This window comes from Stutzerimonas stutzeri, from assembly GCF_000935215.1.
Taxonomy (GTDB): domain Bacteria; phylum Pseudomonadota; class Gammaproteobacteria; order Pseudomonadales; family Pseudomonadaceae; genus Stutzerimonas.
The window spans coordinates 1-23,738 of the sequence record NZ_JXXD01000112.1 but is presented as its reverse complement, the minus strand read 5'-3'; the positions used below and the strand labels follow the sequence as shown (position 1 = coordinate 23,738).

Annotated in this window: 22 protein-coding genes; 17 read left to right on the top strand and 5 right to left on the bottom strand. The window is 64.1% G+C overall.

What is annotated here, in order from left to right:
- The first annotated feature begins 124 nt into the window (after nt 1-124).
- The 7 genes from hemC to LO50_RS12310 all read left to right on the top strand — a co-directional run bounded on the left by hemC (nt 125) and on the right by LO50_RS12310 (nt 6,540).
- On the top strand, nt 125-1,063 hold the full coding sequence (gene hemC / locus LO50_RS12340; protein WP_023446096.1) for a hydroxymethylbilane synthase: 939 nt from the start codon (nt 125-127) through the stop codon (nt 1,061-1,063).
- Complete coding sequence (locus LO50_RS12335) at nt 1,060-1,830, top strand: uroporphyrinogen-III synthase (protein WP_044315189.1); 771 nt, start codon at nt 1,060-1,062, stop codon at nt 1,828-1,830. The genes hemC and LO50_RS12335 overlap by 4 nt, the downstream gene beginning before the upstream one ends.
- Before the next feature lie 16 nt (nt 1,831-1,846).
- A complete protein-coding gene (locus LO50_RS12330) occupies nt 1,847-3,040 on the top strand; it encodes a uroporphyrinogen-III C-methyltransferase (RefSeq protein WP_044315188.1) in 1,194 nt (397 codons plus the stop codon).
- On the top strand, nt 3,037-4,257 hold the full coding sequence (locus LO50_RS12325) for a heme biosynthesis HemY N-terminal domain-containing protein (RefSeq protein ID WP_044315187.1): 1,221 nt from the start codon (nt 3,037-3,039) through the stop codon (nt 4,255-4,257). Before LO50_RS12330 ends, LO50_RS12325 begins: the two co-directional genes overlap by 4 nt.
- 107 nt (nt 4,258-4,364) lie before the next feature.
- Nucleotides 4,365-4,856, top strand: coding sequence for a disulfide bond formation protein B (locus LO50_RS12320; protein WP_044315186.1), 492 nt, complete (start codon nt 4,365-4,367; stop codon nt 4,854-4,856).
- Between the two features lie 259 nt (nt 4,857-5,115).
- Complete coding sequence (locus LO50_RS12315) at nt 5,116-5,583, top strand: Rsd/AlgQ family anti-sigma factor (protein WP_014821744.1); 468 nt, start codon at nt 5,116-5,118, stop codon at nt 5,581-5,583.
- Nucleotides 5,584-5,685: 102 nt separating this feature from the next.
- Nucleotides 5,686-6,540 (top strand): AlgP family protein, encoded by an 855-nt coding sequence (locus LO50_RS12310; RefSeq protein ID WP_044315185.1) that lies wholly within the window; start codon nt 5,686-5,688, stop codon nt 6,538-6,540.
- Here the strand turns inward: LO50_RS12310 and LO50_RS12305 are convergent.
- Nucleotides 6,516-6,992, bottom strand: a complete 477-nt coding sequence (locus LO50_RS12305) for a TIGR02444 family protein (protein WP_044315184.1) — start codon at nt 6,990-6,992, stop codon at nt 6,516-6,518. The two genes, LO50_RS12310 and LO50_RS12305, sit on opposite strands and share 25 nt — an antisense overlap.
- 69 nt (nt 6,993-7,061) lie before the next feature.
- Here LO50_RS12305 and LO50_RS12300 point away from each other — a divergent pair, with 69 nt between their 5' ends.
- The 5 genes from LO50_RS12300 to LO50_RS12280 are packed head-to-tail and all read left to right on the top strand — an operon-like array spanning nt 7,062 to nt 11,473.
- Nucleotides 7,062-8,972, top strand: a complete 1,911-nt coding sequence (locus LO50_RS12300) for an ATP-binding cassette domain-containing protein (protein WP_044315183.1) — start codon at nt 7,062-7,064, stop codon at nt 8,970-8,972.
- On the top strand, nt 8,969-9,550 hold the full coding sequence (locus LO50_RS12295) for a mechanosensitive ion channel domain-containing protein (RefSeq protein ID WP_044315182.1): 582 nt from the start codon (nt 8,969-8,971) through the stop codon (nt 9,548-9,550). The genes LO50_RS12300 and LO50_RS12295 overlap by 4 nt, the downstream gene beginning before the upstream one ends.
- Nucleotides 9,551-9,558: 8 nt before the next feature.
- Nucleotides 9,559-10,320, top strand: coding sequence for a TerC family protein (locus LO50_RS12290; protein ID WP_044315181.1), 762 nt, complete (start codon nt 9,559-9,561; stop codon nt 10,318-10,320).
- A gap of 50 nt (nt 10,321-10,370) precedes the next feature.
- On the top strand, nt 10,371-11,003 hold the full coding sequence (locus LO50_RS12285) for a LysE family transporter (RefSeq protein ID WP_044315180.1): 633 nt from the start codon (nt 10,371-10,373) through the stop codon (nt 11,001-11,003).
- 14 nt (nt 11,004-11,017) lie between these two features.
- Nucleotides 11,018-11,473 (top strand): YaiI/YqxD family protein, encoded by a 456-nt coding sequence (locus LO50_RS12280; protein ID WP_044315199.1) that lies wholly within the window; start codon nt 11,018-11,020, stop codon nt 11,471-11,473.
- On the opposite strand, the gene LO50_RS12275 is transcribed toward LO50_RS12280, so the two are convergent.
- The 3 genes from LO50_RS12275 to elbB form a co-directional block, all read right to left on the bottom strand.
- Nucleotides 11,448-13,586, bottom strand: a complete 2,139-nt coding sequence (locus LO50_RS12275; RefSeq protein WP_044315179.1) for a putative bifunctional diguanylate cyclase/phosphodiesterase — start codon at nt 13,584-13,586, stop codon at nt 11,448-11,450. The two genes, LO50_RS12280 and LO50_RS12275, sit on opposite strands and share 26 nt — an antisense overlap.
- Nucleotides 13,587-13,697: 111 nt before the next feature.
- Nucleotides 13,698-14,165, bottom strand: a complete 468-nt coding sequence (locus tag LO50_RS12270) for a thioesterase family protein (protein WP_044315178.1) — start codon at nt 14,163-14,165, stop codon at nt 13,698-13,700.
- 142 nt (nt 14,166-14,307) lie between these two features.
- The gene (elbB, locus tag LO50_RS12265) at nt 14,308-14,973 is read right to left on the bottom strand and encodes an isoprenoid biosynthesis glyoxalase ElbB (protein ID WP_044315177.1); all 666 of its coding nucleotides are present in this window, start codon (nt 14,971-14,973) and stop codon (nt 14,308-14,310) included.
- 304 nt (nt 14,974-15,277) lie between these two features.
- On the opposite strand from elbB, the gene hemB reads away from it, so the two are divergent.
- Nucleotides 15,278-16,291 (top strand): porphobilinogen synthase, encoded by a 1,014-nt coding sequence (hemB, locus tag LO50_RS12260; protein WP_014821735.1) that lies wholly within the window; start codon nt 15,278-15,280, stop codon nt 16,289-16,291.
- Nucleotides 16,292-16,310: 19 nt separating this feature from the next.
- On the top strand, nt 16,311-18,518 hold the full coding sequence (gene ppk1, locus LO50_RS12255) for a polyphosphate kinase 1 (RefSeq protein WP_044315176.1): 2,208 nt from the start codon (nt 16,311-16,313) through the stop codon (nt 18,516-18,518).
- Between the two features lie 115 nt (nt 18,519-18,633).
- Here the strand turns inward: ppk1 and ppx are convergent, their stop codons facing one another.
- Complete coding sequence (gene ppx, locus LO50_RS12250) at nt 18,634-20,136, bottom strand: exopolyphosphatase (protein ID WP_014821733.1); 1,503 nt, start codon at nt 20,134-20,136, stop codon at nt 18,634-18,636.
- 183 nt (nt 20,137-20,319) lie between these two features.
- Between ppx and trxA the strand changes: the two genes are divergently transcribed.
- From trxA to ubiD, 3 genes are all read left to right on the top strand, one after another.
- The gene (trxA, locus tag LO50_RS12245; protein ID WP_003283463.1) at nt 20,320-20,646 is read left to right on the top strand and encodes a thioredoxin TrxA; all 327 of its coding nucleotides are present in this window, start codon (nt 20,320-20,322) and stop codon (nt 20,644-20,646) included.
- A 231-nt stretch (nt 20,647-20,877) separates the two neighbouring features.
- Complete coding sequence (gene rho, locus LO50_RS12240; protein ID WP_014821732.1) at nt 20,878-22,137, top strand: transcription termination factor Rho; 1,260 nt, start codon at nt 20,878-20,880, stop codon at nt 22,135-22,137.
- A gap of 123 nt (nt 22,138-22,260) precedes the next feature.
- Entirely contained in the window at nt 22,261-23,727 is a 1,467-nt protein-coding gene (gene ubiD / locus LO50_RS12235) for a 4-hydroxy-3-polyprenylbenzoate decarboxylase (protein WP_044315175.1), read from the top strand.
- The last annotated feature ends 11 nt before the right edge of the window (nt 23,728-23,738 follow it).

The following is a 23,738-nucleotide window of genomic DNA, read 5'->3' as shown; positions in this document are numbered from 1 at the left end:
AGCTCGTGCAGCTGGCGGGCGCCGGCGCGGTGGCGTGACACCACCTTTTACTTGATTCCGGCCAACCCAGGCTGGTTGTCCGGCCTGTTATCATCGCCGGCAATTCACTGTTCTGGAATTGCCCATGTCTCGCGAAATTCGCATCGCTACCCGCAAGAGTGCCCTGGCCCTGTGGCAGGCCGAATACGTCAAGGCGCGCCTGGAGGCGTCGCACCCAGGGCTGAAGGTCAGCCTGGTGCCGATGGTCAGCCGCGGCGACAAGCTGCTTGACGCGCCGCTGGCGAAGATCGGCGGCAAGGGCCTGTTCGTCAAGGAGCTGGAAACAGCGCTGATGGAGAACGAAGCGGACATCGCCGTGCACTCCATGAAGGATGTGCCGATGGAGTTTCCCGAAGGGCTGGGCCTGTACTGCATCTGCGAGCGTGAAGACCCGCGCGACGCCTTCGTCTCCAATCATTTCGACGACCTCGATGCGCTGCCGCCCGGCAGTGTGGTCGGCACCTCGTCGCTGCGCCGTCAGGCCCAGCTGCTGGCGCGTCGACCGGACCTGAAGATCCAGTTCCTGCGCGGAAACGTTAACACCCGACTGGCCAAGCTCGATGCTGGCGAGTACGACGCCATCATCCTCGCTGCCGCCGGGCTGATCCGCCTTGGCTTCGGTGAACGCATCCGCTCCAGCATCAGCGTCGACGAGAGCCTGCCGGCCGGCGGTCAGGGTGCAGTCGGCATCGAATGCCGTACCACCGACAGCGAACTGCATGCGCTGCTGGAATGCCTGAACCACGCGCCGACCGCGACACGTGTCGTCGCCGAGCGCGCCTTGAACAAGCGCTTGAACGGCGGCTGCCAGGTGCCGATCGCCTGTTACGCGGTGCTCGAAGGCGACCAGCTGTGGTTGCGCGGATTGGTCGGCCAGCCGGACGGCACCGTGCTGCTGCGCGCCGAGGGCCGTGCGCCCGCCGCCGATGCCGAGGCGTTGGGTGTGCAGGTTGCCGAAGCGCTGCTGGATCAGGGCGCGGAGCAGATTCTCCAGGCAGTCTACGGCGAGGCTGGTCACGCGTGACCGGCTGGCGCCTGCTGCTGACCCGGCCGGCCGAGGAGTGCGGCGCGGTTGCGGACGTACTGGCTGAAGCCGGGATTCACAGTGCCAGCCTGCCGCTGCTTGCGATCGAACCCTTGCCGGAAACCGCCGAGCAGCGCGCGACGGTTCTCGAGCTGGATCGCTACTGCGCGGTCATTGTGGTCAGCAAGCCGGCGGCCCGGCTGGGTATCGAGCTACTCGATCGCTATTGGCCGCAACCTCCGCTCGGCCCAGCCTGGTTCAGCGTCGGTGCCGCTACCGGCGCGATACTCGCCGACTACGGACTGGACGCCAGCTGGCCGGAGCGCGGCGACGACAGCGAGGCGCTGCTGGCGCTGCCGCGGCTCGGTGAGGCGTTGGCCCGACCCGATCCGAAGGTGCTGATCCTGCGTGGGGAGGGCGGCCGCGAGCTGCTCGCCGAGACATTGCGCGCGCGCGGGGTGCAGGTGGATATCCTCGAGCTGTACCGGCGCTACCTTCCCGATTACCTCGCGGGAACACTCGCCGCCACGCTCCGCTCGGAACGGCTCAACGGCCTGGTGGTCAGCAGTGGGCAGGGTTTGCTGTCGCTGCGTGAGCTGGCGGCCGATACCTGGCCCGAAATGCTTGAGCTACCCTTGTTCGTACCCAGTCCGCGGGTAGCGGAGATGGCTCGGCAGTTGGGCGCCAAACGAATTGTGGATTGCCGTGGCGCCAGCGTCGCGGCCTTGCTGGCGGCGTTGCGGGAAACCGCGGTGCCTGCCTCCTGAAGCAAAGGATGGAAACGTGAGCGAAGCAGATTCCAAGAAAGAACCGCTGCAACCCCCCGCCAGTGAGCCGACCCCCGCTGTTGATCCGGTCAAACCCGCCAAGCCTGTGCCATCCAGGCCGGCGTCCAGCGGTGGCGGGAAGTCTCTTGCGGCTCTGGCGCTGCTGGTCGGGCTGGGCGGTGTGGCGCTTGGCGGCTATGGCGTCTGGCAGCTGCAGCAGCTTGGCGCCGACGAGGATCGTCAGCTCGAAGCCCTGCAGAGTGCCGATGAGAAGACTCGCCAGCTGGCCGAGCGTGAGCGTGAGCTGGCGGCACGTCTGGGCCGGCTGGAGCAGCTGCCTTCGGCTAGCGAGCTGGAGGAGCGGCGGCGCTTGCTGGCGGCATTGCAGAGCGATCAACAGCGCCTTTCCGGGCGTGTCGAGCAGGTGCTCGGTGCCAGTCGCGAAGAGTGGCGCCTGGCCGAGGCCGAACACCTGCTGCGCATGGCAATGCTGCAGCTCTCGGCCATGCAGGACGTGAACAGCGCCGAGATGCTGGTGCACGAAGCTGACCTGATTCTGCAGAAACAGGACGATCCCGGTGCCTACAGCACGCGGCAGAAACTGCTGGAAGGGCTCGAGGCCCTGCGCAGCCTGCCGGAGCTCGATCGCACCGGGCTGTTTCTGCAGCTCGGCGCCTTGCGCGGGCAGACCGCTCAGCTCAGCGCACTGGCACCGGAATTCGTCAATGGCGAGGCGCAGTCGGAAAGCGCGCAGGACAGCCGCTGGCAGCGCTGGCTGAACGAGCTGACGCGCTATGTGCGTGTGGAGTTCGATGCCAGCGGTGACGTCAAGCCGCTGCTCGCCGGACAGACCCTGGGACAGGTGCGACTGGCCCTGTCGCTGGCCATCGAGCAGGCCCAGTGGGCGGTGCTCAATGGCAATGCCGAGGTCTACCGGCAGTCGCTGGAGCAGGCCAGCTCTGTGCTAGAGGATCACTTCAGCGAAGACAATGGCCAGGCGAGTGGCCTGCGCAAGCGTCTCGACGAGCTGTCACGGCGCGAGGTGGAGGTGACCCTGCCTGATCTCGCGCCAGCATTGCAGGCGCTGCAGGGCTACGTGCAGAAGCGTGAGCGCGGCGATGAGGCGCAAGCGCCGGAATCGTCTGAATCCTCAGATTCGCCGGCTGAGCCCGAGGTCGAGAATGAGGCGCAGGAGGCTCAGCGCACATGAAACGTCTGGCTCTTGTATTCATCCTTCTGCTGGCGATCGCGGGCTTTCTCGGCTGGGCAATCAGCCAGAGTGCCGGCTACGTGCTGATCACCTACGACCAGTTCCGCTACGAATCCAGCTTCTGGGTATTCCTCGCACTGGTCGCCTGCCTCTGGCTGGTGGCCATGGTGGTGCACTGGTTGCTCGGGCTGCTGCAGGTCTCCGGGGCGCTGGTCAACCCCTGGTCGCGCCGGCACCGCGCCCGGCGGGTGGAGAAGGCTTCTCGCCGCGGGTTGCGCGAGCTTGCCGAGGGGCAGTGGGCGCCGGCGCTGGGGCATCTGCAGTTGGCGGCAGAAAAGGATCAGCAGCCGCTGGTGCATTACCTGGGTGCTGCGCGCGCAGCCAATGAGCTGGGTGAATATGCGCAGAGCGACGAGCTGCTGCAGAAGGCGCGCGAGCGCGAGCCCGAGGCGGCGCTGGCGATCGGCCTGACGCAGGCGCAGCTGCAGATCGCCCGCGGCCAGTATGTCGAGGCGCGCGCATCGCTTGGTGAACTGCAAAACGACCATCCGCGTCACCCTTACGTTCTTACCTTGCTCCAGCAACTCTACGTGCAGCTGGAGGACTGGTCGGCGCTGTGCCGGTTGCTGCCGGAGCTGCGCAAGCACCGCGTGCTGCCACCGGCACGCCTGAACGAGTTGGAAGTGCTGGCCTGGACTGCTGCGGTGGAACAGGCCGGTCAGCCGTCCGAACTGCCTGCCGAGACCAGCCTCGAAGCGCTGAACCAGCGCTGGCAGACTGTGCCCAGCGCGCTGCGCGGCGAGCCATTGGTGGTGCGCGGCTATGCTGACGGGCTCGCTCGTCTCGGCGCCCAGGTGAAGGCCGAAGAGGTGCTCTACACGGCGATCAAACGCCAGTTCGATGATCGCCTGGTCGAACGCTATGGAAGGGTGCAGGGCCGCGATCCGGCGCGCCAGCTCGCACACGCCGAAGGCTGGCTCAAGGGTCATCCACAGAACCCGGTGCTGCTGCTGGCGCTGGGGCGGATCAGTCTGCGCAACGAGCTGTGGGGCAAGGCGCGTGATTACCTGGAAGCGAGTCTGCGCTTCGATCATCGTCCGGAAACCTGTGCCGAGCTGGCGCGGCTGCTGGCTCAGCTGGGTGATACCGAAAGCAGCAATCGGCTATTCCAGCAGGGCGTGGTTCTGCTTGATCGCAATCTCCCGGCCACCTTGTGATCGGTTAGTCAGGTCCGCCATGTGGCGGGCCTGACGCTGCCGCGCGGCTTGTAAGCCTATAGACGTTTCCACTACCGTAGCGAACTTTTCCAGCTAGTGGAGCCATCATGCGCCTGGCCAGCCCCCGTTCCCTGTTCGCTGTCGCCTCTCTGGGCAGCGCCTTGTTGATTGCCATCGCGCTCTACATGGAGCACGTGATGGGGCTTGCGCCTTGTCCACTGTGCATAGTTCAGCGTATCTGCGTCATCGGTTTCGGCCTGATCTGCCTGGCGGCGGCGATTCACGGGCCGGCGAAGACGGGGCGGCGTATCTACTCCGGTTTCGCCCTGCTCTTCGTGGCTGCCGGCGCGGCCACGGCGATTCGCCAGATCTGGTTGCAGAGCGTGCCTGCCGATCAGCTGCCGAGCTGCCTGCCGAGCCTGGAATACATGATGGAGGCGTTGCCGTTTCAGGAGATCGCGCGGCTGGTGCTGCACGGTACCGCCGAGTGCGCCGAGGTGAGCTGGACCATGCTCGGCCTGAGCATCCCCGAGTGGAGCCTGCTGGGCTTCATCGGCATGGCCATCGTCTGTGCGTGGCAACTGTTGCGTCGCGACTGAACCGATCTTTACCTTCCCCCGGCGAACTCCCGTCACGCTTGTGCGGTCTTCTTCTCGACGTGCGGCATCCACCCGGTGCCGCTGCGCTCGCAAGATTCGTCGGCATTTTGCTTGATGCTTCGAGCAGCGCGGCATAGTCTGCTCGTGCGGTGACGGATTCTTGCCACTCGTCACCGTCACTCACCCAAAGGCCGATACCGAAAGACAAAAACGTCTCGGAATGGCGTAAAGCAACATCGATTAGGGAAGTGAGGTCATCATGCTCGAGAGCTGTCGGAATGCCCAAGAACGCTGGGGTGGTGTACATCTGCTGATCGACCGTTGGTTGAACGAGCGCCACGCGCTTATCAATGCGTACGACGGGCTGCATACCGAGCGTGACGATGCCGCCGCTCGCCAGGCCCTGCAGCGGTTTTGCGAATATCTGGTCGACTACGTCTCTGCCGGCCACTTCGAAATCTATGAACAACTGCTCGCCGAGGCCGAAGCCTTCGGTGATGCTCGCGCCATCGAACTGGCCAAGCAGATCTATCCGCGTATCGAAACCATCACCCAGGTCTCGCTGGGCTTCAACGATCGTTGCGAGAAGGGCGATTGCCTGGGTAGCCCGGGCTTGGCCGATGAGCTCAAGAAACTCGGTCAGCTGTTGCATGAGCGGTTCGAGCTGGAAGACTGCCTGATCGAGGTGCTGCATACCGCGCACAAGCAGGCGGCTGCTCCGGCCTGAGATCTTCCATCCGCTTCGGCGGGTGTGGCGCTTCGCGTCCCCTGGCGGCCACCTGGCGGGCCGTCTAGTATGGGGGCATCGTTCCCGCCAGGAGGCACTTTCATGCCCGCGAAGAAGAAGTCGGTCACCACTCCGCTGCATCTGTTGCAGCAGCTTTCCCACAGTCTCATCGAGCATCTGGACAAAGCCTGCAGCCAGGCGATCAAGGATGCCGAAAGTGCGCTCGCCAAGCTGCAAAAGCAGCGTGGCAAGGCACAAGACAAATTGACCAAGGCGCGCGCCAAGCTCGACGAGGCCGGCAGCACGGGCAAGACCAAGGCGCAGACCAAAGCGCGCTCCCGGCTCGGCGAGCTGGAAGAATCCCTTGCATTGCTGCAGAGCCGGCAGAGCGAAACCCTGACCTACCTGGCCGACCTCAAGCGCGATGCCGAGCAGAGCCTGAAGCTGGCTCAGGGCATCCGCAAGGTCGCAGATGACGCTGACAAGGCCTTGCGCGCCCAGCAGCAGGCGACGGCCGTCAAGCCCGCCGCAACCTCCCGTCCGGCAGCGCGCAAGCCGGCCAGCAAGGCCGCCCCGACTGCAGCCAAATCGCCAGCAGCATCCGCCAAGGCTCCGACCACCAAGGCAGCGACAGCGCCGGCGGCTAAAACGCCAGCCAAGGCTCCAACGAAAGCACCGACCAAGACAGCAGCGAAGACATCAGCTGGCGGTGCCGCGGCCAAGCCTGCAGCCTCACGTCCTGCAACGGCCAAGGCACCGACTCGCGCCCGCTCGGCTACTGTGTCCAAACCCGCTGCGGCCGCGCAATCAGCTGACAGTGCAGCGCCCGCCGCGGCTGACTCAGCGGCCAAGCCTGCGACTGCGCAGCCCGCCGCCAAGGCCGTGGCGAAAAAGCCTGCCACTCGCAAACCTGCAGCCAAGCGCACCGCGACTCAGACACCGGCCAGCTCCAGCTGAGTCTGATAGGCCGCGTTGCGCAGGGTTTCCAGCGCAACGCGGCAACTACCTTTCGGCGCAAGAGCGCTCAACCACTGGTTGGCGTCAGCGCTTTCGTCCCATTCGCGGCTTGCCGTCTGTAGCCGTTCCAGCAGGCTGCGCTCGGCTTGCAGTTCCAGTGTCTTGAGTGTTTTGCGCAGTTCTCGCAGCGCTTCGTCCTGTTCAGCCGGCGAGCGCCATGCCTGACGCAGTTCGCGCAGCGGCTCCACCACTATGCGTCGCCAGGGTGCGGCGACTTCTTCCAGCACACACATCCGCTCCTGATTGCAGGCCACCCCGCGTGCTTCCAGCCAGGCCGCGCAGATCAGCACACAGACGTCCGCCCCCTGACTTTGCAGTTCCAGGCAGGCAGTCTCGACCCCCTCTCGTGCGTAGCAGTTGAGGGCAAACGTCCAGAGATCCAGGTTGGGCATAAGTGGTACGCCTTTTTTTGCGGGTGGCCCGGCTGGCTTTCCAGGCGAACTGATAAACTCGCCGGCATTATGATCCGACTCCAGAACCTCACTCTACAGCGTGGCCCTCAGCGTTTGCTGGAAGGCGCCGAGCTGACCCTGCACCCCGGCCAGAAGGCCGGCCTGATCGGCGCCAATGGCGCTGGCAAATCCACCCTCTTCGCGCTGCTGCGTGGCGAGCTGGTGCCCGACGGCGGCGATTGCCAGTTGCCGCCGGACTGGCGCATCGCGCACATGCGCCAGGAGATCGATACCCTCGATCGCCTGGCCGTGGACTATGTGCTCGATGGCGACGTCGAGCTAAGGCGCATTCAGCGCGAACTTGCCGCCGCCGAGCAGGCGCACGATGGCAACGCGCTGGCGCGTCTGCACACCGAGCTGGACAACGTCGACGGCTACAGCGCCGACGCCCGCGCGCGCAAGCTGCTCGCCGGGCTGGGCTTTGCCAACGAGCAGATGACGCTGCCGGTCAGCAGCTTTTCCGGTGGCTGGCGCATGCGTCTCAACCTCGCCCAGGCACTGATGTGCCCGTCCGACCTGCTGCTGCTGGACGAACCGACCAACCACCTCGATCTCGATGCGATCCTCTGGCTCGAGGACTGGCTCAAGGGCTACCCCGGCACCTTGCTGCTGATTTCCCACGACCGCGATTTCCTCGACTCGGTGGTCGATCACGTCATCCATCTGGAACAGCGCAAACTGACGCTCTATCGCGGCGGCTACTCGGCCTTCGAAAGAACTCGCGCCGAGCGTCTGGCGCAGCAGCAGCAAGCCTTCGAGAAGCAGCAGGCGCAGCGCGCCCACATGGAAAGCTATATCCGCCGCTTCAAGGCCCAGGCGACCAAGGCACGCCAGGCCCAGAGCCGGATCAAGGCGCTGGAGCGCCTCGAAGAACTGGCGCCGGCGCACGTGGATTCGCCGTTCGACTTCCGCTTCCGCGAGGCGGACAAGGTGTCCAGCCCCTTGCTGGACCTCGCCGAAGGGCGCCTCGGCTACGGCGAAAAGGTGGTGCTGGACAAGGTCAAGCTGCAGCTGGTGCCCGGCGCGCGTATTGGTTTGCTGGGGCCGAATGGTGCCGGCAAGTCAACGCTGATGAAGACACTCTCCGCAGAACTGGCCCCGCTGTCCGGCCGTCTGCAGCGCGGCGAGAACCTGGCGGTCGGCTATTTCGCCCAGCATCAGCTGGATTCGCTCGATCCCAAGGCCAGCCCCTTGCTGCACCTGCAGCGCATCGCTCCGGCCGAGCGCGAGCAGACGCTGCGTGATTTTCTCGGCGGCTTCGATTTCCGCGGAGCGCGCTGCGACGAGCCGGTGCTGAATTTTTCCGGCGGCGAGAAAGCGCGCCTGGCGCTAGCGCTGATCGCCTGGGGCAAGCCCAACCTGTTGCTGCTCGACGAACCGACCAACCACCTCGACCTGGAAATGCGCCTGGCGCTGACCCTGGCCCTGCAGGATTTCGAAGGTGCGGTGCTGGTCGTATCCCACGACCGTCATCTGCTCAAGAGCACCACCGACGAGTTCCTGTTGGTCGCCGACGGCCAGGTGCAGAGCTTTGACGGCGATCTCGAAGACTATGCACGCTGGCTGGTGGATTACCGTGCGCGCCAACAACCCGTGGCCAGCGGCGAGCCGGCGGCGGACAAGACCGACAAGCGCGCCCAGCGTCAGGCCGCGGCCGCTTTGCGCCAGCAGTTGGCGCCGCACAAGCGTCAGGCGGACAAGCTGGAGAAGGACCTGGCGACGGTGCACGAAAAATTGGCCGAGCTGGAAACGAACCTGGGTGACAGCGCGCTTTACGAAGTGGCACGCAAGGACGAGCTGCGCCAGCTGCTGGCCAAACAGGCCGAGCTGAAGGTTCGCGAAGGCGAGCTGGAGGAAGCCTGGCTGGAGGCGCTGGAAATACTCGAGAGCCTGCAGGCGCAACTGGAGGCCAGTGCATGAGCGAACCCTGGCTGACGTTGGTCGAAGAGTGGCGCTTGCAGTGGATGCTGGGTTTGCAGGTGCTGTTGATTCTGCTGGTCGCCTATGTGCTGCAAAGGGTGGTCGCCCGTGGATTGACTCGGCTGTCGTCGCGCTACCCGTTGCCGCCGGAACTGCTGATCCCGGTGCGCGGCGGCATCCGCTGGTTCATCATCGGCGGCGCGCTGATCATGGTACTGGAGCGCTTCGGCGTCTCTGCCACCGTGCTGTGGACAGCCATCTCCGGGTTCGTCGCGGTGGCGGCCATCGCGTTCTTCGCGATCTGGAGCGTGTTGTCCAACCTGCTCTGTGCGGTGCTGATCCTCACGGTCGGCCCGTTCCGGCTGGGCGATGTGGTGGAAATTGTCGAGGCTTTCGACAAGCCGATCGTCAAGGGGCGGGTCATCGACATCAATCTTGTCTACACCACCCTGGAAGAGGTGGCCGAAGCCGGCACCGGCGCCATCGTGCAGGTGCCCAACAGCCTGTTCTTCCAGAAGGCCGTACGCCGTTGGCGTGGCAGCGAAGTGCAACTCTATAACCGTAACCCCAACGAGTAAGAACCCTCATGGAATGGCTCAGCAACCCTGAGATATGGGTCGCCTTTCTGACCCTGACCGCCTTGGAAATCGTCCTCGGCATCGACAATATCATCTTCATTTCGATTCTGGTCAGCCGCCTGCCCAAGGAACAGCAGCCGAAGGCGCGCTTCTTCGGCCTGGCGCTGGCCATGGGCACGCGGATCCTGCTGCTGCTATCCATCGCCTGGGTGATGCGCCTGACCAATGACTTGTTCACGGTGCTGGGCGAGGGCGTTTCCGGGCGCGACCTGATCCTGTTCTTCGGAGGCCTGTTCCTCCTGTTCAAGAGCACCATGGAGATCTGGCACAGCGTCGAAGGCGAGGAAGAGGAGCAGGCTGCGGGCGGCGCCGTGGTAAAGGCCGGGTTTATCGGGATCATCCTGCAGATCGCGGTGATCGACATCATTTTCTCGCTGGACTCGGTGATCACGGCGGTCGGTCTGGTGCAAAACGTCCCGGTGATGGTGGGGGCGATCGTCATCGCGGTGCTGGTGATGATGCTGGCTGCCGGCACCATCAGCGAGTTCATCGACAAGCATCCGACGCTGAAGATTCTGGCGCTGTCGTTCCTCATCGTCGTCGGCACGCTGCTCATCGCTGAAGCCTTCGATGTGCATGTACCGAAGGGCTACGTCTACTTCGCCATGGCTTTCTCGCTGGGCGTCGAGGCACTGAACATTCGCATGCGCAAGGCGATGAAGCGCAAGCTCAAGGAACCGGTAAAGCTGGGCAAGGGCTCGCCGGACTGAACCGAAGCGCCGGCCGGGCGGCCGGCGCTCGTTGAATGGAGGTAATCAGCATGTCCCTGGAATCCTGGCTCGCGTTCTTCGTTGCCTGTTGGGTGATCAGCCTGTCGCCGGGTGCCGGCGCTATCGCCTCGATGTCCTGCGGGCTGCAGTACGGCTTCTGGCGCGGCTACTGGAATGCCATCGGCCTGCAGCTGGCGTTGGTGCTGCAGATCGCCGTGGTCGCGGCGGGCGTCGGTGCGGTGCTGGCCACGTCGGAACTGGCATTCAGCCTGATCAAGTGGTTCGGCGTCGGCTATCTGCTCTGGCTGGCCTGGAAGCAGTGGCAGGCGCAGCCCGAGGCGCTGGATGATTCCGCCGCCCCGCGACCCATCGGCAGGCCGCTGAGCCTGATGCTGCGCGGGTTTGTGGTCAACGCCAGCAACCCCAAGGCAATCGTTTTCATCCTCGCCGTACTGCCGCAGTTTCTCGACCCGCAGCGGCCGTTGCTGCTGCAATACAGCGAGATGGCCGCGACCATGGTGGTGGTCGACCTGATCGTCATGGCCGGCTACACCGGGCTGGCGGCGAAAGTGCTGCGGCTGTTGCGCACGCCGCGTCAGCAGCGCCTGGTCAACCGCAGTTTCGCCGCAATGTTCGCCGGCGCGGCGGCGCTGCTGGCGACGGTAAGGCGCGCGGCGGCATGAACGAGGCAACCGCCATGCGCGTGTGGATCGATGCCGATGCCTGCCCGCGCGCAGCCAAGGACCAGGTGATCAAGTTCGCCCTCAAACGGCGGTTCGATGTGCTGCTGGTTGCCGGCCAGAGCCAGGTCAAGCCGGCGTTCGCCTGCGTGCGGCTGATCGTGGTGCCGAGCGGGCCGGATGCAGCCGATGACTATCTGGTCGAACATGCCGCCCCGGGTGACCTGGTGATCTGCAGCGACGTTCCGCTGGCAGATCGACTGGTGAAGAAGGGCGTCGCGGCGCTCGACCCTCGCGGTCGCGAGTTCGACGAGCGCAACATGGGCGAGCGGCTGGCGGTGCGCAACCTGTTCACCGATCTACGCGATCAGGGCCAGATGGGCGGCGGTCAGGGGGCCTACAGCGAGCGCGACCGCCAGGCCTTCGCCAATTCCCTGGATCGCCTGCTCACGCGATTGTCGCGCCCGCAGTAAGCGGCCGCCGCGCGGCCAGCCAGTCGCGCAGTGCCGACAATGGCAGCGGGCGGCTGTAGTAGTAGCCCTGGATGTAATCGCAGCCGTTTTCGCGCAGGTAGGCCAGCTGTACCTCCTCTTCGACGCCTTCGGCGACCACCTTGAGACCGAGTTTATGCGCCATAGCGATGATCGCCGCGGTGATGGCACGGTCATTGGCCTGCTCGGCGATTTCCTGAACGAAGGCGCGGTCGACCTTGAGGGTGTCCACCGGCAGCTTGCGCAGGTAGGCCAGCGAGGAATAGCCGCTGCCGAAATCATCGATGGACACCTTCACCCCGAGCTCACGGACGGCATCGAGGGTGCGCACCGCCGCGCCAAGGCTGTTCATCAGCGCATTCTCGGTGACTTCCACGGTCAGCCGCGCCGGGTCGAGACCGGTACGTTCGAGAATGCGCGCGACGACCTCCGGCATCTGCAGATTGGACAGGTTGAGCGCGGAGCAATTGACCGCTACCCGCAGGTCGTAGCCCTCATCGAGCAAGGCGACCAGGTCGGCACAGGCGCGGCGCGCGACCCAGGCGTCCAGCTCGGCGACGAAACCGTGTTGCTCGGCCAGTCCGACGAAGCGCTCGGGGCTGATGAAACCCTGCTGCGGATGCTGCCAGCGCACCAGCGCCTCGAGGCTCACCGGCTCGCCGCTGCGGCCATCGACGATGGGCTGATAGTTCACGCTGAGGAGGTTTTCGTTCAGTGCCCGGCGCAGGTCCTGTTCCAGCGACAGATCCTCCTGGGCGCGCAGTTCCAGCGCGGGGTTGAAGCGCAGGCTGCGGTTGCGGCCGCTGGCCTTGCACTGGCCGACCGCGAGGCCTGCGTGGCGGAACAGCGCATCGAAGTTCAGGCCGTCTTCGGGGTACTGGCTGATGCCGATGCTGGCGGTCAGGCGCAGCTGGGTGTCGCCGAGGGTGAAGGGCGGGCGCAGCTGTTCGAGGATGTGGTTGGCCAGCGCCTGGGCCTGCTCCCACTGGCCGAGGGTCAAGACGCAGAACTCGTCGCCGGAGAAGCGCGCCAGCATGTCGTGCTGACCGAGTACCGCGCGGATTCGATGCGCCGCCTGTTGCAATGCCAGGTCGCCGCTGCGGTGGCCGAGGCTGTCGTTGATGCGCTTGAAGTTGTCCAGATCCACCACCAGCACGGCCAGCGCCTGACGTTCCTCGCGCGCGGCCAGGACCTGGGTGACCATCTCGGTGAAGGCGCGACCGTTGAACAGGTTGGTCAGCGGGTCGTAATGGGTCATCGCGTTTAGCTGGTGCTCGGCCTGGTCGAGTGCCTGGCGTTGCTCGCTGAAGCGCTGCTCGGCCCAGCTGGCGGCGATGCCGGTGACGATCACCAGCAGCGCGACCAGACCGATTGCCGAGGCGAGGACGACATGCTGGCCGCCATGACTGCCGAACGGGGCGGTGTGCTCCAGCATGTGGGCGGGGACTGCCAGGGTCAGCGCATGCATGCCAGTGTAGTGCATCGAAACGATAGCCGCGCCCATCAACAGGCTGCAGAGCAGGCGCTGCCAGTGCTGGTGCCGGCTCTGGCTGGCGCGGAAGTGATATCCCAGCACCAGCGCGGCGATCGAGGCGCCGATGGCGATCAGAACAGAGGCAGCGAAGGCCAGCGGTGCGTAGTAGAGCGTGGCCAGCGAGCGTATCGCCGCCATCCCGGTGTAGTGCATGGCGGCGATGCCGATGCCGGCGGCGGTGCCTGCCAGCGCGTACTGCGGCACGCTGAGGCGATCGCGGCCGAGCAGACGCATCACCACATAAGATACGGCCATGGCGATCAGCAGCGAAAGCAGGGTGATGCGATGGTCGTAGCTGATGTCCAGTGGCGCGCTGAAGGCCAGCATGCCGATGAAATGCATCGACCAGATGCCGCCACCCAGAGCGAACGCGCCGACCCAACGCCACAAGTCGCGGCCGCGCGGGCTGCCGCTGCGGCTGACCCGCTTGGCCAGCGCCAGTGCGGTGAACGCCGCCGCGCTGGCGACCAGGTAGGAGAGAACGACCAACAGAGGGTCGTGACTGTGGCCGAGCAGGGCAATCTGGTCGGCGGGAAGGTCGGAAAACAGAAGTCTGGACACGCGGCGGCACTCGAACAGTCGGGCGTCCTGCCTCGTGAGAATAGTGGCGCATTGCCATCTTCGGCAAAGTGTACGAGAGGTCACCCTGGCCGCCAATCTCCTATCGGCTGATCAACCGCAAAGATAAGTGCCGGTGCCCACGGCGATCAGGGTGCCCAGTTCGTTGTGCAGCTCAGAACGCACCACCGCGACCTTGTTGCCCGAGCGCAGCAGCATCGCGCTGGCACTGAAGCGGGTGCCTCGGCCTGGGCGAAGGTAGTCGATGCGCAGATCGATGGTTCCCAGCCGGGAAAGCCGTGCGGCGCGCTCCTGGGTGGTCAGATGGCGATGCTTGTCGAAGGCGCCGAGCATTGCCATTGCCCCGCCGGCCACGTCCAGCAGCGAGGCGATGACCCCGCCATGCAGGATGCCGTGGACGAAGTTGCCGACCAGCTCCGGCTTCATCGGCAGGTGCATGACGACCTGGGAGGTCGATATCTCGTCCAGTTCGATGCCCAGCGCCTGGTTGAAGGGGATGCGTTCGAACATCTGGCGTACCGCCTGGGCCTGCTCGGCGAGCAGGGCGTCGTCGTGGTTCATGGTCGGCGTTCCTGTGGATGAGCGATCAAGCTGCCCGAGGATGTTCCCGCTGAACAGAGTGGCGGCACGAGCAGCCGCGGCTTTGGCGGCTTTCGCGCAAAAAAATCCCGGGTGGACCCGGGATCATTCGGCGGCGTTCGGATCAGTCTTCGGTGGTCATTTCCAGTACCCGGTCGACCAGCTTGTAGATGCCCGAAGCGGCTTCGCTGATGGATTGCGCCAGCATGTACGCCGGTGTGGTGACCAGTCGATGCTGCTTGTCCACGACGATGTCGCTGACTTCGCACGCCTGATGCTCGGCGCCCATCTGCGCGACCGCCTTGGCGGCATCGGCCTCGTCACTGCCAAGGGTACAGACCACGCCGGCGCCGAAGATCTGCGCGGCCATGGTCGGCGCGATGCACATCATCCCGACCGGCTTGCGTGCCTCGGCAAAGGCCTGCGCGAGCGCCACCACATCCGGCAGTGCCTTGCTGCTGGCGCCTTCGGTAGCGAAATTGGAGAGGTTCTTCGCGGCGCCGAAACCGCCAGGGATGATCAGTGCGTCGAAATCCTCGGCGCGCGCCTCGCGCAGATCCTTGATCTCGCCGCGGGCCAGGCGAGCGGACTCGGTCAGCACGTTGCGCGACTCCGGCATCTCGTCGCCGGTCAGGTGATTGATCACATGCATCTGCGCGATGTTCGGTGCGAAGCACTGCACCTTGACGCCACGCTGGTCCAGGCGCAGCAGGGTGATGACGCTTTCGTAGATCTCCGAGCCGTCGTAGACGCCACAGCCGGAGAGGATCACGGCGACTTTCTTGTTCATGGTGGTACTCCTGGTCAAGTTCAGCGGCCCTGTGTCGGGCACGGCGGATGCGTTCGATGCTAATACCTGGGACGGTTCCAGGTAAGCCCCACACGTTCCGTTGGATTCGCGCGATGCGCCGGTGTTCATTGCCGCAGGTCTGGCACGGCAAGTTTGCGCCTGATCAAAGCACTGGCAGTTGCCGGCATGGCTGGCGACAATGGGCGCGGTTTCGGAGGCTCGACGGCCTGGCGTTGTCATCATTTCGTCATGTGTCGGGCCTATAAACGTCATATTCGCCCGCTCTGCGGGCCAGGAGTCCGTCGTGAGTTTCGTTCCTGCCAGCCGGCTGTTCCCCGCTACTCGTCTGCGTCGCAATCGTCGTGACGATTTTTCCCGCCGTCTGGTGCGCGAAAATGTGCTGACCGTCGATGACCTGATCCTGCCGGTGTTCGTGCTCGACGGCGAGAACCGCCGCGAGCCGGTGCCGTCGATGCCGGGAGTGGAGCGCCTGTCCATCGACCTGCTGCTCGAGGAGGCCGAAGAGCTGGTGGCGCTGGGCATTCCGGCGCTGGCGCTGTTTCCGGTGACACCGCTGGAGAAGAAGTCCCTCGATGCGGCCGAAGCCTGGAACCCGGAGGGCATCGCCCAGCGCGCCACGCGCGCCTTGCGCGCGCGTTTCCCTGAGCTGGGGATCATCACCGACGTAGCTCTCGATCCTTTCACCACGCACGGCCAGGACGGCATTCTCGACGACAACGGATACGTGCAGAACGATGTCACTGTCGACGCGCTGGTCCGCCAGGCGCTGTCCCACGCCGAAGCCGGCGCTCAGGTGGTCGCGCCGTCGGACATGATGGATGGTCGTATCCAGGCGATTCGCGAGGCGCTGGAAGTGGCCGAACACCACAATGTGCGCATCATGGCCTACTCGGCGAAATACGCCAGCGCCTACTACGGCCCGTTCCGAGATGCGGTGGGCTCTGCCGCCAACCTCGGCAAGAGCAACAAGAATACCTATCAGATGGACCCGGCCAACGGTGACGAGGCGCTGCACGAAGTGGGCGCCGACTTGGCCGAAGGCGCAGACATGGTGATGGTCAAGCCCGGTCTGCCCTACCTGGATATCGTCTGGCGGGTCAAAGATGCCTTCAAGGCGCCGACCTTCGTCTATCAGGTCAGCGGCGAGTACGCCATGCACATGGCTGCCATCCAGAATGGCTGGCTGAGCGAGGCCGTCATCCTTGAGTCTTTGGTCGGCTTCAAGCGTGCCGGGGCCGATGGCATCCTGACTTACTTCGCCAAACAGGCGGCACAACAATTAAAACGGGGCCAGTGAGCCCTTTCGAGGCAAAGCGATGATCAACCAGGGACTCAGCGAAAAGGATCTGCAGGACGCCGTGGTCGGCGAGGTGCTGGAACAGACGTTGCCCGAGGTGGTGTCTGCGCCACTGGAAGTCGTCGAGGAGACGCCGGTCGCGCTGGTGACCAATCTGGACGACAGTGCGCTGTACATCCATCGCGAGCTTTCGCAGCTTCAGTTCAACGTCCGCGTGCTCGAGCAGGCGCTGGATGAGTCCTATCCGCTGCTGGAGCGGCTGAAGTTCCTGCTGATCTTCTCCAGCAACCTCGATGAGTTCTTCGAGATTCGCGTCGCCGGACTGAAAAAGCGCGTCACCTTCGCCCGCGAACAGGCGGGCGCCGACGGCCTGCAGCCGCATCAGGCGCTGGCGCGCATATCCGAGCTGGTCCACGAACAGGTCGACCGCCAGTACACGATCCTCAACGACGTGCTTCTGCCGGCGCTGGCCGAGCATCAGATCCGCTTCATTCGCCGCAGGCACTGGACGGCCAAACTCAAGACCTGGGTGCGCCGCTATTTCCGCGACGAGATTGCGCCGATCGTCACGCCGATCGGTCTCGATCCGACCCATCCGTTCCCGTTGCTGGTGAACAAGAGCCTGAACTTCATCGTCGAGCTGGAAGGCGTCGATGCCTTCGGCCGCGATTCCGGTCTGGCGATCATTCCGGCGCCACGTCTGCTGCCGCGGGTGATCCGCGTGCCGGAGTCGGTCGGCGGCGCCGGCGACAACTTCGTCTTCCTCTCCTCGATGATCCATGCCCATGCCGACGACCTGTTCCACGGCATGCGGGTCAAGGGCTGCTACCAGTTCCGCCTCACCCGTAACGCCGACCTTTCGGTTGACACCGAGGACGTCGAGGACCTGGCACGCGCGCTGCGTGGCGAGCTGATCTCGCGTCGTTATGGCGATGCCGTGCGCCTGGAAGTGGCCGATACCTGCCCGCAGCACCTGGCCGATTTTCTGCTCAAGCAGTTCAGTCTGGGCGAGGGCGAAATGTACCGGGTCAACGGCCCCGTCAACCTGACCCGCCTGTTCAGCATCACCGGGCTGGACAGCCACCCGGAGCTGCAATACAGCCCCTTCACACCATCAATTCCGAAGTTGCTGCAGAACAGCGACAAGATATTCAGTGTGATCAACAAGCAGGACATCCTGCTGCTGCACCCGTTCGAGTCCTTCACGCCGGTGGTCGATCTGCTGCGTGAAGCGGCGAAGGACCCGTGCGTGCTGGCGATCAAGCAGACGCTGTATCGCTCGGGTGCCAATTCGGAGATCGTCGATGCGCTGGTCGATGCGGCGCGCAGCGGCAAGGAAGTTACCGCGGTGATCGAACTGCGCGCCCGCTTCGACGAGGAATCCAACCTGCAGCTCGCCAGCCGCCTGCAGCAGGCCGGCGCGGTGGTGATCTATGGCGTGGTCGGCTACAAGACCCACGCCAAGATGATGCTGATCCTGCGTCGCGAAAATGGCGAGCTGTGCCGTTACGCGCATCTGGGCACCGGCAACTACCACGCGGCCAACGCCCGGCTGTATACCGACTACAGTCTGCTGACATCCGATGACGCTCTGTGTGAGGACGTCTCCAAGCTGTTCAGTCAATTGATCGGCATGGGCAAGACCATGCGCATGAAGAAGCTGCTGCACGCGCCATTTACCCTGAAGAAGACGCTGCTCGACCTGATCGCGCAGGAAACCCAGCACGCGGCCGAGGGGCGGCCCGCGCATATCATTCTGAAGATCAATGCGCTGACCGATCCGAAGATGATCAAGGCGCTGTACAAGGCCAGCCAGACCGGCGTGCGCGTCGATCTCATCGTGCGTGGCATGTGCTGCCTGCGGCCGGGCATCGCCGGTGTCTCGCACAACATCCATGTGCGCTCGATCATCGGCCGGTTCCTTGAGCACAGTCGGGTGTTCTACTTCCAGAATGACGGTGACGAGAAGCTCTACCTGTCCAGTGCCGACTGGATGGAGCGCAACCTCGATCGTCGGGTGGAAACCTGTTTCCCAGTGGAAGGCAAGAAACTGGTGATGCGGGTTAAGAAGGAGCTGGAAGGCTTCCTCAGCGACAACACCCAGAGCTGGATTCTGCAGCCTGACGGCAGCTACCTGCGCAACAGTCCCACCGGTAATCAGAATGCGCGCAACATACAGAGTACGTTGCTGGAGCGTCTCACCGGGCCGCAGGTCGGCGTGCGCTGAGTCAGGTGTTCCCGCGGTGCGTTTTCAGGCATGTGGCTGGCGCGCGCCGCGTCGGCCTGGCTGAGGAGGCGAAGACTGGTTACCTGTATCATCAAGGGCCCCTAGGGCCCTTGTTTCATTTCATCCGCAGTTCGTAGCCCACGCGCGCGAGCCAGGCGGCTTCGGCCTCGAAGTCGGCCCTGGTCAGCGGGTTCGCGCCCAGCCAGCCGGTCGGGAAGATCAGCTCCAGGCCCCGTTCGGTCGCCTTTAGCTGCACCTCAGAGACGGCGTTGGCACCGCGGATGTGGTGGAACAGGATGGCGAAGCGCAGCAGGATGCACAGTCGCACCAGTGCATCGGCATCGACCCCGGTCTCGCCGAACTTGTCCTGAGGAATATTGCGTCGGTGGCCGCGCACCAGCAGCGCCAGCATCAGCTGATCCTGACGGGAGAAGCCGGGCAGGTCGGAATGCTCGATCAGGTAGGCGCCATGCTTGTGGTAGTGGTAGTGCGCGATATCGAGCCCCACTTCATGGACCCGTGCAGCCCAGGCGAGCAGCTCCCGGTGCCAGTCCTGATCCAGGCTCCACGCCTCGGCCACTTGGTCGAACGCCTCCAGCGCCTTGGCTTCGACTCGCGCGGCCTGTTCCATGTCGACGTGGTAGCGCTCCATCAGGAAGCTCAGCGAGCGGTCGCGGATGTCCTCGTCATGGTGACGGCCTAGCAGGTCGTAGAGCACCCCTTCGCGAAGGGCGCCTTCGGAGTGGGTCATGCTGCTGATCTCCAGCGCATCGAATATCGCCTCGAGAATCGCCAGGCCCGCAGGAAACACGCCGCGACGGTCCGGCTTGATGCCGTCGATGTCGATCTTCTCCACGTCGCCGAGCTTGAACAGCTTGCGCTTGAGCCATCCCAGCCCTTCGAGGTTGACCTCGCCATTGCCGAAGCCGCCGCTCTTGATCGCCAGGCCGACGGCTCGGATGGTGCCGGACGCGCCGATGGATTCCTGCCAGCCGAGCCGGCGCAGACCATGCTCGATGCCCATCAGCTCTACCCGCGCGGCGGTGTAGGCCTGGGCGTAGCGTGCCGGGGTGATCTTGCCGTCACGGAAGAAGCGTTGGGTGTAGCTCACGCAGCCCATCTGCAGGCTTTCGCGCAGCTGCGATTCGAACCCTTCGCCGATGATGAACTCGGTGCTGCCGCCGCCGATGTCTGCCACCAGGCGGCGGCCGGAACTGCTCGGGATGGTGTGCGACACGCCGAGATAGATCAGGCGCGCTTCTTCGCGGCCGGAGATGACCTCGACCTGATGGTTGACGATCTCTTCGGCGCGGCGGATGAAGGTGGCGCGATTGCGCGCTTCACGCAGCGCGTTGGTGCCGACGATGCGTACGGCGCCCTGCGGCAGATGATTGACCAGCTGGGCGAAGCGACGCAGGCAGTCCAGCCCACGCTGCATGGCGGCCTCGTCGAGTAGACGGTTTTCGTCGATCCCGGCAGCCAGCTGAACCTTCTCGCCGAGCCGTTCGAGGATGCGCATTTCGCCATTGCTGGTGCGCGCAAGCACCATGTGAAAGCTGTTCGAGCCCAGATCCAGGGCGGCGATCATGGGAAAGGTCTCAGCGGTGTTATGGCGCATTGGGCAGTCTCGATGCAAAACTCAGACATCCTGACATGATCGCCCCCATCCGCCAACGCAGTCGTTGACGCACGAAGGCGCTGCTCGCGGGCGATCGTCGCCGACCCGAGGGTCTGCAGCTTTCGATCCGCTCACAGTAGGGCTATGATGGCGACCTTTCCGTTCCGACCCTGGAGAAAATCCATGAGCGAATACATCAACAATGTCAGCGACAGCAGTTTCGAGCAGGACGTCCTCCAGGCCGACGGTCCCGTACTGGTCGACTACTGGGCCGAGTGGTGTGGTCCGTGCAAGATGATCGCGCCGGTACTCGACGAGATCGCCAAGGACTACGAAGGCCGTCTGAAGGTTTGCAAGCTCAATATCGACGAGAACCAGGAAACCCCGCCCAAGTACGGCGTGCGTGGCATCCCGACGCTGATGCTATTCAAGAATGGCAATGTCGAGGCGACCAAGGTCGGTGCACTGTCCAAGTCGCAGCTGGCGGCGTTCCTCGACAGCAACATCTGACTTCGCTGAAGTTCCCCTCTAAAGCCCTCGCAGTCGCGGGGGCTTTTTTTATCGGCAGGGTGGACGCTTCGTCTGCACGGTGCTAAATTCGGCCTCGCGACGCATTCTTCCGTCGCCCTCTGCACGCCGTCGCCGACGCACTTCAGCCTCATAAAGCACAACGAACCTGTTCGTCTCTTGCTGCGCGGCTTCTCAAGCTAATCGCTTTCTACATCCTTCCTGACTCTCTCTATGAATCTGACTGAACTCAAGCAAAAGCCCATCACCGAACTGCTGGAAATGGCCGAACAGATGGGCATCGATAACATGGCCCGTTCGCGCAAGCAGGACGTGATTTTCTCCCTGCTCAAGAAGCACGCTAAAAGCGGCGAGGAAATCTCCGGTGATGGCGTGCTGGAGATTCTCCAGGACGGCTTCGGCTTCCTGCGCTCCGCGGATTCTTCCTACCTGGCCGGCCCGGACGATATCTACGTCTCGCCCAGCCAGATTCGCCGCTTCAACCTGCGCACCGGTGACACCATCATCGGCAAGATCCGCCCTCCCAAGGAAGGTGAGCGCTACTTCGCCCTGCTCAAGGTCGACTCGATCAACTACGATCGGCCGGAGAACGCGAAGAACAAGATCCTCTTCGAGAACCTGACCCCGCTGTTCGCCAACGAGCGCCTGAAGATGGAAGCCGGCAACGGTTCCACCGAAGACCTCACCGGTCGCGTAATCGACCTCTGTGCTCCGATCGGCAAGGGCCAGCGCGGCTTGATCGTCGCTCCGCCAAAGGCGGGCAAGACGATCATGCTGCAGAACATCGCCAGCAACATCACCCGCAACAACCCCGAGTGCCACCTGATCGTTCTGCTGATCGACGAGCGCCCGGAAGAAGTGACCGAGATGCAGCGCACCGTGCGCGGCGAAGTGGTCGCTTCCACCTTCGACGAGCCGCCAACCCGTCACGTGCAGGTTGCCGAAATGGTCATCGAGAAGGCCAAGCGCCTGGTCGAGCACAAGAAGGACGTGGTCATTCTGCTCGACTCCATCACCCGTCTGGCGCGTGCCTACAACACCGTGATCCCGAGCTCCGGCAAAGTGCTCACTGGTGGTGTCGATGCCCACGCGCTGGAGAAGCCCAAGCGTTTCTTCGGTGCCGCGCGCAACATCGAGGAAGGCGGTTCGCTGACCATTCTCGCCACCGCGCTGGTGGAGACCGGCTCGAAGATGGACGAGGTGATCTACGAGGAATTCAAGGGCACCGGTAACCTGGAGCTGCAACTGGATCGTCGCATTGCCGAGAAGCGTGTCTTCCCGGCCATCAACATCAACCGTTCGGGTACTCGCCGCGAAGAGCTGCTGACCAGCGAGGAAGAGCTGCAGCGCATCTGGATCCTGCGCAAGCTGCTGCATCCGATGGATGAAAGCGCTGCGATTGAGTTCCTGCTCGACAAGCTCAAGGACACCAAGACCAACGACGAATTCTTCATGTCCATGAAGCGCAAGTAAGCGACTCGTCGTTGCCAACAAGGCCGGGGAAACCCGGCCTTCGTCTGTCTGCAGGTTTTGGAAAACCCGACGCGGGCGCTAAACTTTGCGCCTTGTCCCTGCCGGCCCATGCGAGGCTCAAGCATGCAGTATCGCGATCTGCGCGACTTTATCAGCGGCCTGGAAAAACGCGGTGAGCTCAAGCGCGTCACGGCTGCTGTCTCCCCGGTTCTGGAAATGACCGAAATCTGTGACCGCACCCTGCGCAAGCAGGGCCCGGCACTGCTCTTCGAGAACCCGACGGGTTTCGACATGCCGGTGCTCGGCAATCTGTTCGGCACGCCGCAGCGGGTCGCCCTCGGTATGGGCGCCGAGGATGTCTCCGAACTGCGTGAGATCGGCAAGCTGCTGGCGTTTCTCAAGGAGCCGGAGCCGCCGAAGGGGCTGAAGGACGCCTGGAGCAAGCTGCCGATCTACAAGAAGGTCATCAGCATGGCGCCCAAGGTGGTCAAGGACGCGCCCTGCCAGGAAGTGATCATCGAAGGTGATGACGTCGACCTGGGGGCAATCCCCGTACAGCACTGCTGGCCGGGCGACGCCGCGCCGCTGATCACCTGGGGGCTGACCATCACCAAGGGGCCGAACAAGGAGCGGCAGAACCTCGGCATCTACCGCCAGCAGGTAATCGGTCGCAACAAGGTGATCATGCGCTGGCTCAGCCATCGTGGTGGGGCTTTGGATTTCCGTGAATGGTGCGATAAGTACCCGGATCGGCCCTATCCGGTGGCGGTGGCGCTGGGTGCCGACCCGGCGACGATTCTTGGCGCAGTGACGCCCGTGCCCGATACGCTGTCCGAATATGCCTTCGCCGGCCTGTTGCGCGGTTCGCGCACCGAGCTGGTCAAGGCGGTCGGCTCCGATCTGCAGGTGCCGGCGTACGCCGAGATCGTCCTCGAAGGGCATATCCATCCGGGCGAGATGGCCGATGAAGGACCGTACGGCGACCACACCGGCTACTACAACGAGGTCGACCGCTTCCCGGTGTTCACCGTTGAGCGCATTACCCAACGCCGAAACCCGATCTATCACAGCACCTATACCGGGCGTCCGCCGGATGAGCCGGCGATTCTTGGTGTGGCGCTGAACGAGGTGTTCGTACCGATCCTGCAGAAGCAGTTCCCGGAAATCGTCGATTTCTACCTGCCGCCGGAAGGCTGTTCCTATCGCATGGCGGTGGTGACCATGAAGAAGCAGTATCCCGGCCACGCCAAGCGGGTCATGCTCGGCGTGTGGAGCTTCCTGCGTCAGTTCATGTACACCAAGTTTGTCATCGTCACCGACGACGACATCAACGCCCGCGACTGGAACGATGTGATCTGGGCCATCACCACACGCATGGATCCCAAGCGCGACACGGTGATGATCGACAACACGCCGATCGACTACCTGGATTTCGCCTCGCCGATCTCCGGGCTGGGCTCGAAGATGGGCCTGGATGCCACCCACAAATGGCCGGGCGAGACCAGCCGCGAATGGGGGCGGGTCATCGTTCAGGACCCGGCGGTGAAGCAGCGGGTTGATGAACTCTGGTCGCAGCTGGGTATCGACTGACATATCCGAAG

What these genes read in the sequence shown, in the direction of transcription:
- LO50_RS12295 (WP_044315182.1), top strand. Translation starts at nt 8,969, where the DNA reads ATGAGCGAACCCTGGCTGACGTTGGTCGAAGAGTGGCGCTTGCAGTGG.
- hemC (WP_023446096.1), top strand. Translation starts at nt 125, where the DNA reads ATGTCTCGCGAAATTCGCATCGCTACCCGCAAGAGTGCCCTGGCCCTG.
- LO50_RS12280 (WP_044315199.1), top strand. Translation starts at nt 11,018, where the DNA reads ATGCGCGTGTGGATCGATGCCGATGCCTGCCCGCGCGCAGCCAAGGAC.
- LO50_RS12285 (WP_044315180.1), top strand. Translation starts at nt 10,371, where the DNA reads ATGTCCCTGGAATCCTGGCTCGCGTTCTTCGTTGCCTGTTGGGTGATC.
- LO50_RS12300 (WP_044315183.1), top strand. Translation starts at nt 7,062, where the DNA reads ATGATCCGACTCCAGAACCTCACTCTACAGCGTGGCCCTCAGCGTTTG.
- ppx (WP_014821733.1), bottom strand. Translation starts at nt 20,136, where the DNA reads ATGCGCCATAACACCGCTGAGACCTTTCCCATGATCGCCGCCCTGGAT.
- ubiD (WP_044315175.1), top strand. Translation starts at nt 22,261, where the DNA reads ATGCAGTATCGCGATCTGCGCGACTTTATCAGCGGCCTGGAAAAACGC.
- LO50_RS12310 (WP_044315185.1), top strand. Translation starts at nt 5,686, where the DNA reads ATGCCCGCGAAGAAGAAGTCGGTCACCACTCCGCTGCATCTGTTGCAG.
- trxA (WP_003283463.1), top strand. Translation starts at nt 20,320, where the DNA reads ATGAGCGAATACATCAACAATGTCAGCGACAGCAGTTTCGAGCAGGAC.
- ppk1 (WP_044315176.1), top strand. Translation starts at nt 16,311, where the DNA reads ATGATCAACCAGGGACTCAGCGAAAAGGATCTGCAGGACGCCGTGGTC.
- rho (WP_014821732.1), top strand. Translation starts at nt 20,878, where the DNA reads ATGAATCTGACTGAACTCAAGCAAAAGCCCATCACCGAACTGCTGGAA.
- LO50_RS12320 (WP_044315186.1), top strand. Translation starts at nt 4,365, where the DNA reads ATGCGCCTGGCCAGCCCCCGTTCCCTGTTCGCTGTCGCCTCTCTGGGC.
- LO50_RS12315 (WP_014821744.1), top strand. Translation starts at nt 5,116, where the DNA reads ATGCTCGAGAGCTGTCGGAATGCCCAAGAACGCTGGGGTGGTGTACAT.
- LO50_RS12325 (WP_044315187.1), top strand. Translation starts at nt 3,037, where the DNA reads ATGAAACGTCTGGCTCTTGTATTCATCCTTCTGCTGGCGATCGCGGGC.
- LO50_RS12290 (WP_044315181.1), top strand. Translation starts at nt 9,559, where the DNA reads ATGGAATGGCTCAGCAACCCTGAGATATGGGTCGCCTTTCTGACCCTG.
- LO50_RS12270 (WP_044315178.1), bottom strand. Translation starts at nt 14,165, where the DNA reads ATGAACCACGACGACGCCCTGCTCGCCGAGCAGGCCCAGGCGGTACGC.
- LO50_RS12305 (WP_044315184.1), bottom strand. Translation starts at nt 6,992, where the DNA reads ATGCCCAACCTGGATCTCTGGACGTTTGCCCTCAACTGCTACGCACGA.
- elbB (WP_044315177.1), bottom strand. Translation starts at nt 14,973, where the DNA reads ATGAACAAGAAAGTCGCCGTGATCCTCTCCGGCTGTGGCGTCTACGAC.